Source organism: Stenomitos rutilans, assembly GCF_059505485.1.
Genome location: NZ_JCACKR010000122.1, coordinates 19,001 through 32,331, shown reverse-complemented (window position 1 = coordinate 32,331; position 13,331 = coordinate 19,001). Strand labels below are relative to the sequence as shown.

The window sequence follows — 13,331 nt, the reverse complement described above, 5'->3', positions numbered from 1 at the left end:
AAGTAGCGGTCTCCCTACTTTACTCGACCCACCATTCTTTGACGCACTACCAAATAAAGATTATTGTGGCTGCTTTAATGTTTGCAATCGTCGTTAGGCTAGAGTGAATTATTCAACTTCGCAACAGAAGCGCTAAAAAGACGATCGCTGCAAGTTTACTCGATACAATAAGTGGATATTTGTCAGGCGTGCCAGTTAAGTTCTTAGCCAATAGCAGCTTAGCCAATAGCAGCAAGGTTGCCTAGCCGCTCAGGCTAGTTTACCCAGGCTTTCCTCGTTGAACTACATTGTGCCAATGTGATGGCTCTGCATAACGAAAGACCTACCAGAGAGATACCAATGTCCGGCTCACCCGCACCTCGCCCTCAAGATCAACCACTCAATGCACCGCCTCCACCGCCTCTTTCAATGGCTGCGCAGGGTCGGCAAAAGGAGACTAGCTCCATTGAGCAAATGGTTCGTGATGCTCACGCCAGACAGGCTTCTGACATTCATATTCGGATTGGCGAGTTGCCAAGATTTCGCATTCGTGGGCAAATGGTACAGCCACGCGATCAGCTCAAAGTGACGCCTGACCTGTTTGAGCAGTACCTGGCGGAAATTCTTTCACCCAAACAGCGAGAGGAATTTGAGCAGCATAAAGAACTGGATACAGCCATTTTCTATCCAGGCTTTTTGCGTTGCCGGGTGAACTGTTTTGAGACCTTGACGGGCGGCGCGATCGTGCTCCGACTCATCTCGCTAGAAGTGCCGTCGATTAATGGCTTGGGGTTACCCGAAGTTCTCAAGCATTTAGTCAGTCAACCACAGGGTTTAATTCTGATTACCGGCCCAACAGGCTCTGGTAAATCAACGACGCTGGCAGCCATGTTGCGGCAGCTTAATGAAAGCATGACACGACATGTGGTAACGATCGAAGACCCTATTGAGTATGTCCATCCCTCCCAAAAGTGTTTGATCAGCCAACGGGAAGTCGGGTTACATACCCATGAATTTCACCAGGCGTTACGAGCCGTGCTGCGGGAAGATCCAGATGTCATCCTGATTGGGGAGATGCGCGATCGGACAACGGTCGATACAGCGCTCAAAGCCGCTCAAACAGGGCATTTAGTGTTAGGAACCTTGCACACTCGCAGTGCGATTAACACCCTTAACCGCTTGCTTAACATTTACAACCCAGATGAACAGCCAGCCATGCGGGTACAGATTACAGAATCACTGGTGTCGATCGTCGCACAGCAGTTGATCCCCACCACAGACGGACGACGCACGGCTGTTCACGAAATTCTAATCAACACCCCCGCGATGCAGGATTACCTGCTGAAAGGGCAAGAAACAGAAGCCTTCCAGCTTATGGAAACGGATACCAATCAGGGTATGCAGGTGATGAACCAGGCGTTATGTGATCTGGTGCTGCTCGGCAAGATTAGCCCAGATGATGCCGTGAGAGCCTCTCCCGATGCTGGGGATCTGCGTCGGAGAGTGCGGAATGAGGGCTTTGACCCAGCGCGATCGTCCAACCGTGAATTTAACCATGCTTAAGCAATAGTAATGCTTCAACCAAAAGGCTCAGGAGGATGTACCCCTGAGCTTTTTGGTTTTTGTTAGATCTTGGTAGGAGTAGGGGCAAGGCATTGCCTTGCCCCTACTTTCTCCCTGCCATTTTCTTCGCTTTATCGACCTTCCGTAAGCGAATGGACTGCGGTGTGATTTCGAGCAGTTCATCAGAACCGATGTATTCCAGAGCGCGTTCCAGGCTCATGTCAACCGGGGCTTGCAGTTGCACTAGCTCTTCACCGCCAGAGGCGCGATGGTTGGTCAACTGCTTGCTCTTACAGATGTTGAGTTCTAGATCCTGTCCACGGTTGTGTTCGCCCACAATCATGCCTTTATAAACGCGCGTGCCAGGGGTGATAAAGAAGACACCCCGGTCTTCGGCATTTTGCATGGCATAATACGTAGCCACCCCTTCCTCGAAGGAGATCAGTACACCATTACGGCGCATTTCGATCTCGCCGCTAATGGTGCGGTATTCCAGGAAGCTGTGGTTCATGATGCCAGCCCCACGAGTCAGACGCATAAATTCGCCCCGGAAGCCAATCAAACCACGTGCGGGAACCACAAATTCCAACTGCGTTCGACCAGCTACGCCAACCTGCATATCCTGCATTTCGCCTTTGCGCTGACCCAGCCGCTCAATACAGCTACCAACGGCTTCTTCGGGGACATCTAAGACCAGCGTTTCAAACGGTTCGCAGGGCTGTCCGTTGACTTCGCGGTAGATGACCTGTGGCTGCGACACCTGAAACTCGTAGCCTTCTCGACGCATGGTTTCGATCAAAATGCCCAGATGAAGTTCACCCCGTCCTGAGACGAGGAACTTATCGGGCGAGTCGGTTTCTTCGACGCGCAGGGCGACGTTCGTTTCCAGTTCGCGGAAGAGGCGATCGCGCACTTGACGAGAGGTAACCAGCTTGCCTTCCTGTCCTGCAAACGGTGAATCATTTACCTGGAAGGTCATCTGCAAAGTAGGTTCATCTACTTTAATCAACGGTAGCGCTTGGGGATCGTTAGGGTCGGTAATCGTTTCGCCAATGTTGGCACTAGCGAAACCTGCGACTGCCACCAGGTTTCCTGCGGACGCGGATTCGATGTCGATGCGCTTTAGCCCCTCAAAGCCCATGAGCTTTGTGACTTTGGTTTTGACGATCGCACCGCTCTCGGTAATGAGCGCGGCTTGCTGACCTGCACGAATGGTGCCGTTGTGAATTTTGCCGATGACAATCCGACCGAGGTAATCGGAATAGTCGAGTGTCGTGACCTGTAACTGCAACGGCTTTTCGGAATCACCAACGGGGGGTGGAACATGACGCAAGAACGCATCAAACAGCGGCTTCATATCCACCGACTCGTCTTCAAGCTTTTCTTTGGCAAAGCCTGCCATACCAGACGCGAACAGATAGGGGAACTCGCACTGATCATCGTCGGCACCGAGTTCCAGGAAGAGATCCAGCACTTTATCCACGGCAGTGTGGGGATTGGCTCGTTCTCGATCGATCTTGTTTACCAGCACGATCGGGCGCAAGCCTTTCTCTAACGCTTTCTTCAGCACAAAGCGTGTCTGAGGCATGGGGCCTTCATTGGCATCCACAATCAGCAAGCAGCCATCCACCATGCCCAGCACTCGTTCAACTTCACCACCGAAGTCTGCGTGTCCAGGTGTATCCACAATATTGATCAGCGTATCTTTGTAGCGTACCGCTGTGTTCTTCGAGAGGATGGTGATACCCCGCTCCCGCTCCAGATCGTTGGAGTCCATCACGCAGTCTGGAACCTCTTCTCCTTCACGGAAGGTACCTGCCTGCTTTAACAGAGCATCCACAAGGGTGGTTTTGCCGTGGTCAACGTGAGCAATAATCGCAACGTTGCGAATAGGAAGAGTCATAACGGGTTCCGGTGAGATTGGAATGGGAAAGGGAGAGTGGGCAAAAGACTCTAGACGAGCCGTAAAAATGGGATAGAGACGCTAAGACTATCCACAGTCCAGCAAGGACTGCCTGAAGGTGTAAGCTACTGATTCTTCAGAAAGTTTTCCCAAAAAATTTCTGTATCTTCTGGTAAAGAAGCCTTAACAATTCTATCTTAGCTGGTAGCAAGGCAAAGAAGTTTAAGAAAGAGGTCTGTGAACGCTGTTTTTAAAGCGCCTCTGGGTTGATCCCCTGCGATCGCAAATACTCCGCCAATTTTTCCGCCCGTTGGCGTTCTTGCTCAGCTCTTTGGCTTTCCTGTTCAGCTCTTTGGCGTTCTTGCTCAGCTCTTTGGCTTTCCTGTTCAGCTCTTTGGCGTTCTTGCTCCACTTGCTCCACTGCCCAAGGTAGAAGGTTTCCGGTTTCATCCCACCAGCGTAGCCAGTAGCCGATGCGTTCTTCCTTTGTCCCTTGCCAAATACCCAGAAACAGCCCCATATCTGCCAGCCAAAAGCGGTTTTCTGTCGTTGGGGTTTGCAACTCGTACCGTTCTTCTATTAACTGATACACTTCCAGCAAGCCACCCGCTGGCTCAAAGATTACATAAACCGGAATTTTTAGAATCTGCTCGTAGAAAAACCATTTACCGGGTGGAAAGGTGCGTTTCACCGAATATTCGCCACCCTCTTTGTGAGACAAAAACTCCATCACAACAAGGGGTACGTCGCCTTGCAGTGTGGGCGTGTAGCTTCTGCGATCGACTGCTGGCGTTTGCACAGACGGCACGTACACCCAATCGGGCGCTTTGATGATTAACTCATCATTAACAGTGGCGCAGAGTCCAAAATTAGAAGCAATCAGCATCTCTGGTTGAATAAAGCCAACCAGTTCCAAAGATTCGCGGAGTGCACCCGCAAGGAGAGGTTGACCAGTATTCTCCACGGGTTCGTCGTCTAAGGGTACATCGTCAGGCAAAGGTTCCCAGGTAATGACCAGAGGCGGGGCGGTCTTACCAACAGGCGTCTGTACAACTGGCGTTTGTGCAGCGGGCGAACTTGGAGTTGGAACCATAGCCTGACCAAGCGCAACGGGAATACTTCAATTTTAGCTGGGATAGATTGGAGGTGCGGAGTGAGAAAACGTGATACGCAAGCCAGGAATGCATAAAGACAAACCTATTCACGGTATGCGAACAAGAAACGGCACCCTTTTTTGGCGCATTTGGAGAGTTGGGTTGCCGTTAGGACTGTTGGCAGTGAGTCTGCTTCTTTGCTGGTGGTCGGTAACCCAAAGTGCTTCTATAGAGGGTCTAGTTTTAATACTATTAATTTCCTCTTGGAAAACCTTGAAGTTCTTTGGAACGGCTTCTGCCATAATCGGACTGACGATTGGCACGCTCGCTACCATCACAAAACGCTCTCTTTACAAGGGAGTGCTAGTTGGTTTGGAGATCTTTCTAAACTCTCTTAGCGGCATCTTCACTGGAGCTGCAACAGGCTCTCTAGTCATCGGTGCGGGGACAGATGAAAATACAATCTTTGCATTATCGTTTGTTTTATTCTGCTGCTTTGTTGGCTTGATTATTGGCACAGTTTGGCAAATGATCGGCTGGGTATTGTATCAAGGTTTGCGGAAAAGCCAGGTTTAATTAAGAGTGCTTCTTCGATCGCTCCACGCAATGCTTCTCTCGATCCAACATGATAGAAATGTTGACAGATGTGCATTTCTAAATCTGACCAACATGCTTGAATATGGCTGTTTTGGCGATGCTGGTTTTCGAGCCACATGGACACGGCAAAACCACAGGGAAGTTGTTTTGTGACAGTCGCTAATCTTTCTGCTTCTGCCAAATTCCAGGCATTGTAGTAATCGGTGTGGCGACCAATGTAGGGCGGATCAAGATAGACGAAATCATCTGGTTGCGCTTTGATTAGCGTTTCTTGCCAATTTGCAACTCGAAATTCCCAATCGTTGCCTGCCATTTGCTTGGCAACCCAATCAACCTGATTCGCGATTTTGGTGATGTAGCTTTGGGCAAAGCGTTGAGGCTTATGACAAAAAGGGACATTAAAGCCACCTTTACTGTTGAATCGCATAAGCCCATTGAAGCAGGCACGATTAAGAAACAGAAAATCTAGAGGGGAAGAGAATTGGTTAAAGCGATCGCGCACTTCATAATAATGATCAGCTCCATTCTTGAGCAGTCGATCGCCCTGTTCCTTCAAAAAATTACTGACGATCGAGCGATTAATTCCACCTTTCTGAATGCTTTGATAAAAGGCAATAATATGCTGATTGGTATCGGTTAAAAGGGCGCGTTTCGGTGCCAGATTAAACACTACAACGCCCGATCCTAAAAAGGGTTCAATCCAACGAGCGTGTTCTTGCTCAGTCCATTGAATGTGACTCAAAATAAACGGAACAAGCTTCGTTTTAATGCCCTGACATTTGATCGGCGGAACTTTGACATGCATAATGGGGAAAGCGTCCGACAGTCGGTAAGATGAAGACACCGACTTTAGGAGCGTTTGGGACAATGGCTTTACAGCACGCGATTCCGGTAGAAGTGATCCGTTACGACGATCGCGGGTTGGTTCCGGCCATTGTACAGGATTACCTAGATGGCACCGTGTTAATGATGGCGTGGATGAACCAGGACTCACTGCAAAAAACGCTGGATACAGGCGAAACGTGGTTTTGGAGTCGATCGCGTCAGAAACTCTGGCACAAGGGCGCGACATCAGGACATCTCCAGAGAGTCCACTCCGTCCGCTACGACTGCGATAGCGATGCGTTGTTGATTGGAGTCGAGCAGATGGGCGAGATCGCTTGCCACACCGGAGAGCGGAGTTGCTTTCATCGCGTTAACGGTTCGGTAACGCCACCACCAGCGGATATGCTGTCACAGGTGTTTGAGGTGATCTGCGATCGCCGGGATCATCCCTCCGAAAGCTCTTACACGTCCAAGCTGCTGGCAGATGGCGACAACAAAATTCTCAAAAAAATAGGGGAAGAAACCGCTGAAGTGGTGATGGCGTGCAAGGATGACGACCCAGACGCGATCGTGGGTGAAGTGGCTGACCTGTTCTATCATACCCTTGTAGCCTTGGCACATCACAACGTTGACCTGAAAGCGGTCTATCGCAAGCTACAAGAACGACGACGGTGAGAAGGTTGTAGACGAAGACAAGCAGTTAAAATGAAGTGAGTTCTCAGGTTGCTATGAGGCGATCGATTAGACCGCATTGAACTTGCTCTCGACCAGCTACGGCAGCGGCAAGAGACAAGCCAACAACAGCTTGATGAACTACGGCAGCGGCAAGAAGAAACCCAGTCGCAACTGACTAGACAAATTCCAGTGATGGCAGAATTACGCACGTCTACAACAGACTTGCGATCGTCTGTTGTAGCACTCTTACAAGTGGCTACGATTCATCAGCAGAATTTGAGCGCTTGATTGCGGAGTTTCAACGCCATCGTAGCGATGGGCATGGCGCTTAATTGTGCTGTGCAACGCTGCTGAAGGTTAACGCATTGATTTCTTAGACAAGAGCAGTGAAGCTTGTGGTGGATGTCGCTTTATCATGCGATCGAGCCGTTGCAGAATTAGCATGGCGATCGTCACGCTCAGCGCCAGTCCAAGCCACAAGCCGTGAGCCACAGATACAGACTGATCCAGCGCCCAACCGCCCAATGGTGGGCCAATAAACGAGCCGATCGCCCAACACTGCGAATTGACTGCCAAATACACGCCCCGCAACGACTCTGGAGCCATTTCAACGGTAATAGATGAGGCTGATGGCATATAGGTAACGGTTGCTAGTGCCAAAACGCCCAACGCCAAAATCGCCCAAAGTAAATGACTTGACGAGACAACGCCTGTCACCCAGACCAGCAGAAAGCCGACGCCCCACAGGGCAGCAGAAAGGATTAACCCCCAGGCGCGGCTAAAGCGATTAAGCAGTCGTGCGGCTGGCAATTGACAGAGGACGGATACCACCATATGCCAGGTAAATAGAGCGCTCAGTGTGGGTGGCGAGAAGCCTTTTGGCAAGTTAGCCAAAAAATTTGTAAAGTACAGCGGCATGGTGCTGTTGATCTGCACCAGATACGTCGTGAACAGGACATTGGCAACCACATAGGTGAGTAAGCGTCGATCGCGCAACGCTTGTTGCCAACCACTCACCGCTTTGTGGCTCACAGTAGATTGATTCGATTCGGCGATCGCCCAGTAAACGACGGCAAACAGCACCAAAAACGAAACAGCATCCACCACAAAGAGCGCCCGATAGGCACCCGTACCTACCAGCAACCCACCCAGAACAACCCCCAGCCCTAATCCAAGGCTGTCACAAAGGCGCGTTAAGGCAAAGGCTTCATTCCGTTGGGCCGATGTCGTTAGATCAGCCACCATCGCTTCATTGGCAGGCCAATACAGTCCAATGCTCAGGCCCATCATCAAATTGCCCGCTACGAACACAAGAAAATTGTGAGAAATGGCAAGGATTAAGGATGCTATCGCCGAGACGATCGCCGATAGCAGCAGCGTCCGTCGTCGTCCCCAAAACTGTGAATCAGCAAACGAGCCACCCAACAAGCGACCGACAACACCCGAAATGGCTGCACTGCCCAAACCCAGGCCGACTTGCGTGGCTGACAAGCCAACCTGATTCACAAAAAAGATTGGGGCATAAAAAAGCGTAAACCCTGAACCTGTTTGAGAGAGCAGCCGTCCGGCTGCAAGCACCCACACTTGATAATTCAGATCAGGTAGCCACGAGAACAAGCGAGACTTGCGGGAAGGCATGAAGCTGCACCTTAGACAATGCACGTTAAACCTTCAGTTTGCCTGAGTTCCCTGTCTAAAAACCAATTTTCCGCAAATGCTGCTTGCATCTCACGGTTTTAAAGCAACGAGCGCGGTACTGTAGCAACTAGTCGATCTCTACAGCTAAACCACTTCCAATGTTGAAGCTCCGCCCTAAAGAATCTGCATCAATGCTGACCCGCGATCGCGTGCGGTTAGATGCGGACATCTATCGTCCTGAAGCAGAGGGGGCGTTTCCCGTCTTGTTGATGCGTCAGCCCTATGGAAGGTCGATCGCATCAACAGTTGCGTATGCCCATCCCACCTGGTATGCCGCTCACGGGTATATCGTCGTGATTCAAGATGTGCGTGGACGTGGCACTTCAGAAGGTACATTCAAGCTCTTTGCCCATGAAAGCGACGATGGCGAAGATACGGTCAACTGGGCAGCCGATCTTCCTGGCAGTACGGGGCAGGTTGGGATGTATGGCTTTTCGTATCAGGGCATGACGCAACTCTATGCCGCGATCGCCAAGCCACCAGCACTGAAAACGATCTGCCCTGCCATGATGGCGTATGACCTCTTTACCGATTGGGCCTATGAGGGTGGAGCCTTTTGCTTACAAGCCAATTTAGGTTGGGCACTGCAAATCGCGGCTGAAACGGCTCGGTTAGAAGGCGATGTTGCAGCCCATCAAACGCTGACCACCGCTGCTAAGAATCTGACCTTCTCTGAGTTTGTACCAGTCGATTCGGTTGCCCTCAAAACGCTAAATCCCGGTTCCTTTTACTACGAGTGGTTGGAGCATTCTGCACCAGATGCGTATTGGAAACATTTGTCGCCTAAATCTTACCTGCATGATGTGGATTTACCCATGCTGCATATTGGCGGCTGGTTTGACACGTTTTTGCGGGGGACAATGCATCTTTATCAGGAGATAGCAGTCCGAAGTGCCCATCGTCAGCAATTGATGGTAGGCCCCTGGGCACATTTACCCTGGGGGCGGAAGGTGGGCGCGATCGACTTTGGCACAGAAGCCGCCAGTCCCTGCGATCGCCTACAAATCCGCTGGTTTGATCAGTTTCTCAAAGGCATTGACACCGGGTTGTTGGAGGAACCTGCGATCGCCCTCTTTGAAATGGGCAGCAATCGCTGGCGCACTTTTGCCCAATGGCCTACGCCCAACCCAACGCCTTGCTACCTCGCCAGTAACGGACTCGCCAGCATCAGCGATCGTGAAGGTACCCTTGTCTCTCAGCAGGATTTAACTCAAAACTCAAAACTTTCTAGCATAGCGGCACGAAGTGCTACTCAAACCTTTGATGCCATTGTCCACGATCCCTGGCGACCCGTTCCCGCACATGGTGGTCATGCTTCTGTTCCTTCTGGCCCTCAAGAACGTTCCAGCCTTGATTGTCGTACTGATATTCTCACCTACACCTCCGAGCCACTAACAGAAAACTTGCATCTGGTCGGTGATGTTGCGGTGTCGATCGCCTGCACTGCGGACACGCCTAGTTTTGACCTCTGCGCTATTTTATCTGAAGTGAAACCTAATGGCACTATCCACAATTTCACCCAAGGGTATCTTCGTATAAACCCAGGACAAGCAACCGATCCTGTACAGGTACAGCTTCAACCCACTTGCATTTGTTTGACCAAAGGCAACGCACTGCGCCTGAGCCTGAGTGCAGCTTGCTTTCCTGCCTATCCCGTCAATGCTGGAACAGGGATGTCGGCGGATAAAACACGTTTGATCGACCAGCAGATTATTACCGTAACGATCGCGAGTGGGGGCTCCCACATTTTGTTGCCCGTGATGGAGTAGTGGGTGATTCAAGGCAGGGGAAGCAGGGGAGGCAGGGGAGGCAGAGGAGGTAACTCAAAACTCTTCCCACTCCTCACTCCCTACTCCCCACTCCCTGTGCCTTTTACCAGATATTCTGCTTTGGACAGAAGCAAAATAGGCACAATCTCTGCCATGCTGAAAATACACAGGTAACATACTGGTTAAATGTACTCACGGATTTAACTTAATTTGTGATGGCGAAACTGGCACTCTCAGGACGAACAGCAAAGTCGAAACTAGTCGCAGAAGCTCAACGGGAAGCCGAACGCATGCAAGACGTGCGCCTTCTACTAGACCATTTGCTGAGGCAAGAAGCCGTTACGGTTAAATTCATTCTGGATCGCCTCTATGATGTCGGTTCAGTCAACCTCATTAACCAAAAGGTTCGATCGCAGCCGCTCAATCAGCTCACTAAAGCGATCGCGGTCATGTCGAAACCTGCCTTCAAAGTGTTTGCACAACGCTGGCTCAACAAAAACTGCTCGCGCCTGATTACAAACTGGCTGTATCGCAAAGTTCGCTTCAATACCCCCGATGCCCAACCTGCTGTAACGGCGACCAAGGTGCTTGAAGCTCAGGCAACGCCGTCACTCACACCCTCGTTAGACCCTGTTGAGCGTGCAGCGTCTGCTCAACCTGTTGCAGCTCAACCTGTTGCATCTGCCCGTCTTGTCGAACCGGAACAGCTTGTAGAACGCGATCGCCAGATTCAGCAGTTACAGCATCAGGTGCGCTGGCTCACAGGTCTTTTGGTCGGAGTCATTTTGCTGTGGGGGGGGTCGATCGTGTTGCCTCACTACATCCCGTCCTCAAACTCACTCCAATCGCTAGAAAAGGCGCAACCTTAACGGCAATCTTGGCGATCGTTGCTTAATCTTGAGCAGTCGCGTCGAGAGATGCAAATTCACAGCGGTTTTTGCCTAATTCCTTCGCTGAGTACATCGCACCATCTGCTGCTTTGGTCAGTGCATTCACTGTCTCACCGTTTTGGGGATAAAGACTGATACCAATACTTGCCGAGACAAAGATCGTGTGCTGCTCAATCTGAAACGGGCTAGCAAGCGTGGTGAGAATCTTCTCGGCTACTCGCGCTGCATCTTCGCTGCTGGGAATGGCTGGCAAAATGACGGTAAACTCATCGCCACCTAAGCGTGAAACCGTATCACTGCTACGCAAACAGCCCGTTAAGCGCTTGGCGGCAGCCTTGAGCAGCAAATCACCCACATCATGCCCCTGCGTATCGTTGATGAGCTTAAACCCATCCAAATCGAGGAACAGCAGGCCTACAGCCTGTTTGTTATCCTTTGCCCAATCGATCGACTGACCCAGGCGCTCATAAAACAGTTTGCGATTGGGCAACCCCGTCAAAACATCGTGATTAGCCAGGTGGCGTAGTTGACTGGCAGATTGCTCTAGCTCAGCGTTTGATCGCATCAGTTCAGCCGCCGCGCGTTTCAGTTCTTCTTCAGCGCGTTTGCGTTCGGTGATGTCGCGGATCACGCCAACGAGAAACACATTACCTGCTGCATCTTTGTGGAGCGATCGCTTCGTAGCGATCTGGTGCGTCACCCCACGTTTGTCCGTAAAATTCTCCTCGTGTTCCTGTTCTTGTTCGCTGCGAAACACGAGTTGATCTTGCTGGCGAAAGATTTCGGCCTCAGCGGGCGAAAACACATCTGCGTCAGACTTCTCCAGGAGGTCATCCAGAGGACAGTCGAGAAATCTTGCATACGCTTGATTGAGCACAACCCAGCGATGCTGCTTGTCTTTCACAAAGACTGGATCGGGAATGGTGTTGATGATGGTGCTGAGAAATTCCTTGGAGCGCTTCAGTTCTTCTTGCAAATGAGCAATGTGAGCCAGGATCACGATCGCCGCTCCCCCCATAGCAGCCATCGATGGCACCAGGGGGAGCCACCAGCCCAGCAGAAAGGCGAGTGCGCACAGACCACTCAAACTAATGCTCGCCAATAAAAGCGTGAAAGCAGCCTGTGGAGGCGAGCGTAACGACCAACAGACCCTGGCACCAACCCAGGCCCAAAACAGAATCCATAGCCACTCTAAAGGCTCTGACCAGACATTAAGCGCTACACGCCCTTGCAATGCTTCACTAAGGATCTGGCTGACAAAATTAGCCTGTAGTTCAACCCCTGTGATCGGTTGGGGCGAGGAACCCAGCAAGCTGTTGCTATAAGACGTTTGAAAAAAATCTCGCAGGCTAATGGCAGTAGACCCGATGATGACAATGCGATCGCGTAGCAACTCAGGCTGCACTCGCCCAGCTAAGAAGTCTGTTAACGAGACGGTTGCAAACGTTCCCGTTCCACCCCGTAAGTTCGCCAGGATTTGATAGCCACCATCATCCGCACGAACATACGCCCCATCGTTTGGCTCAAACTGGCGAAAGGATGCTTTGCCAAGCTGCAAGTAGCGGGAATCACGGGTGGAGGCTTGAGGGGTGATTCCTTCACGCTTCAGGTAGGCAAGGGCGATCGTCAGCGCAAAGCTTTGATGGGTCTTCCCATCGACATGCCAGTAGAGCAAGCTACGACGGACTTTACCGTCAACATCAGAGACCAGATTGTTAAAGCCTATTTGCTCCCGTTCGGCCAGCACTGACGGTGCTGGAATGCCCACATTCGTCTGATCCTTAATTTGCTCAATCCCAACCAGGTTAGGAAAGGTGCGATAAAGGCGCAGAAGTTCAGCATGACCCGGCTCAACAGGCAAATCTCGGTAGATATCTAAGCCAATTACACGCGGTTGGTAAGACTGGAGCTTTGTCAGCAGTCGCCCCATGACCCGATCGGGAATCGGCCACTTGCCCACGCGGCGAAGGTCAGCTTCATCAATGCCAATCACCACCACACGGCGATCGATCGGCTCGATCGGACGCAGATTAAACAGCAGATCCAGGCTGCCTAGCTCTGACGGTTGCCACACGCCAGCAAGTCGTAGCATGATGACACAGCTTGCGACACCCGACGCCGTCAGGAGTACCCTACTTGTTTTAAGAACACTCTGCTTGAGGTACACCCAACCAGAGATGATTCCACGTTGCTGCATGACGTTTTTTCAGTTAAATTGCGCCATCTCGAAAAAGCCAATAAGCAAACATGTGCTGTCTAGAGCGATCAGCCATCCATTTGCACTCATCGCTGACTACTTTAAACGTGCAATGCTTTTTAACCATTTAACCAGTACTCA

Annotated in this window: 10 protein-coding genes; 5 read left to right on the top strand and 5 right to left on the bottom strand. The window is 51.1% G+C overall.

What is annotated here, in order from left to right; translation table 11 throughout:
* The first annotated feature begins 339 nt into the window (after nucleotides 1–339).
* Nucleotides 340–1,542, top strand: a complete 1,203-nt coding sequence (locus AC5JLP_RS26355) for a type IV pilus twitching motility protein PilT (RefSeq protein ID WP_496070811.1) — start codon at nucleotides 340–342, stop codon at nucleotides 1,540–1,542.
* A gap of 103 nt (nucleotides 1,543–1,645) precedes the next feature.
* Here AC5JLP_RS26355 and typA read toward each other — a convergent pair whose 3' ends face one another.
* Nucleotides 1,646–3,445, bottom strand: coding sequence for a translational GTPase TypA (typA, locus tag AC5JLP_RS26350; protein WP_496070810.1), 1,800 nt, complete (start codon nucleotides 3,443–3,445; stop codon nucleotides 1,646–1,648).
* Nucleotides 3,446–3,695: 250 nt separating this feature from the next.
* Entirely contained in the window at nucleotides 3,696–4,538 is an 843-nt protein-coding gene (locus AC5JLP_RS26345) for a Uma2 family endonuclease (protein ID WP_496070809.1), read from the bottom strand.
* Nucleotides 4,539–4,608: 70 nt separating this feature from the next.
* Here AC5JLP_RS26345 and AC5JLP_RS26340 point away from each other — a divergent pair, with 70 nt between their 5' ends.
* A complete protein-coding gene (locus AC5JLP_RS26340; protein ID WP_496070808.1) occupies nucleotides 4,609–5,115 on the top strand; it encodes a hypothetical protein in 507 nt (168 codons plus the stop codon).
* On the opposite strand, the gene AC5JLP_RS26335 is transcribed toward AC5JLP_RS26340, so the two are convergent.
* Nucleotides 5,048–5,941 carry a DNA adenine methylase gene (locus tag AC5JLP_RS26335; RefSeq protein ID WP_496070807.1) on the bottom strand — a complete coding sequence of 298 codons (894 nt, stop codon included), beginning with the start codon at nucleotides 5,939–5,941 and terminating at the stop codon, nucleotides 5,048–5,050. The two genes, AC5JLP_RS26340 and AC5JLP_RS26335, sit on opposite strands and share 68 nt — an antisense overlap.
* Before the next feature lie 29 nt (nucleotides 5,942–5,970).
* Between AC5JLP_RS26335 and hisIE the strand changes: the two genes are divergently transcribed.
* Complete coding sequence (gene hisIE, locus AC5JLP_RS26330) at nucleotides 5,971–6,636, top strand: bifunctional phosphoribosyl-AMP cyclohydrolase/phosphoribosyl-ATP diphosphatase HisIE (protein WP_496070806.1); 666 nt, start codon at nucleotides 5,971–5,973, stop codon at nucleotides 6,634–6,636.
* A gap of 357 nt (nucleotides 6,637–6,993) precedes the next feature.
* Here hisIE and AC5JLP_RS26325 read toward each other — a convergent pair whose 3' ends face one another.
* On the bottom strand, nucleotides 6,994–8,274 hold the full coding sequence (locus tag AC5JLP_RS26325) for an MFS transporter (RefSeq protein ID WP_496070805.1): 1,281 nt from the start codon (nucleotides 8,272–8,274) through the stop codon (nucleotides 6,994–6,996).
* A 158-nt stretch (nucleotides 8,275–8,432) separates the two neighbouring features.
* On the opposite strand from AC5JLP_RS26325, the gene AC5JLP_RS26320 reads away from it, so the two are divergent.
* On the top strand, nucleotides 8,433–10,103 hold the full coding sequence (locus tag AC5JLP_RS26320; protein ID WP_496070804.1) for a CocE/NonD family hydrolase: 1,671 nt from the start codon (nucleotides 8,433–8,435) through the stop codon (nucleotides 10,101–10,103).
* Between the two features lie 215 nt (nucleotides 10,104–10,318).
* On the top strand, nucleotides 10,319–10,972 hold the full coding sequence (locus tag AC5JLP_RS26315; protein WP_496070803.1) for a hypothetical protein: 654 nt from the start codon (nucleotides 10,319–10,321) through the stop codon (nucleotides 10,970–10,972).
* 22 nt (nucleotides 10,973–10,994) lie between these two features.
* Here the strand turns inward: AC5JLP_RS26315 and AC5JLP_RS26310 are convergent, their stop codons facing one another.
* Nucleotides 10,995–13,085, bottom strand: a complete 2,091-nt coding sequence (locus AC5JLP_RS26310; protein ID WP_496070802.1) for a CHASE2 domain-containing protein — start codon at nucleotides 13,083–13,085, stop codon at nucleotides 10,995–10,997.
* Between the last annotated feature and the right edge of the window lie 246 nt (nucleotides 13,086–13,331).

Bases quoted from the DNA above. Each gene is read 5' to 3' on its own strand.
- hisIE (WP_496070806.1), top strand. From the start codon at position 5,971: ATGAAGACACCGACTTTAGGAGCGTTTGGGACAATGGCTTTACAGCAC.
- AC5JLP_RS26355 (WP_496070811.1), top strand. From the start codon at position 340: ATGTCCGGCTCACCCGCACCTCGCCCTCAAGATCAACCACTCAATGCA.
- typA (WP_496070810.1), bottom strand. From the start codon at position 3,445: ATGACTCTTCCTATTCGCAACGTTGCGATTATTGCTCACGTTGACCAC.
- AC5JLP_RS26345 (WP_496070809.1), bottom strand. From the start codon at position 4,538: ATGGTTCCAACTCCAAGTTCGCCCGCTGCACAAACGCCAGTTGTACAG.
- AC5JLP_RS26335 (WP_496070807.1), bottom strand. From the start codon at position 5,941: ATGCATGTCAAAGTTCCGCCGATCAAATGTCAGGGCATTAAAACGAAG.
- AC5JLP_RS26310 (WP_496070802.1), bottom strand. From the start codon at position 13,085: ATGCTACGACTTGCTGGCGTGTGGCAACCGTCAGAGCTAGGCAGCCTG.
- AC5JLP_RS26315 (WP_496070803.1), top strand. From the start codon at position 10,319: ATGGCGAAACTGGCACTCTCAGGACGAACAGCAAAGTCGAAACTAGTC.
- AC5JLP_RS26320 (WP_496070804.1), top strand. From the start codon at position 8,433: ATGTTGAAGCTCCGCCCTAAAGAATCTGCATCAATGCTGACCCGCGAT.
- AC5JLP_RS26325 (WP_496070805.1), bottom strand. From the start codon at position 8,274: ATGCCTTCCCGCAAGTCTCGCTTGTTCTCGTGGCTACCTGATCTGAAT.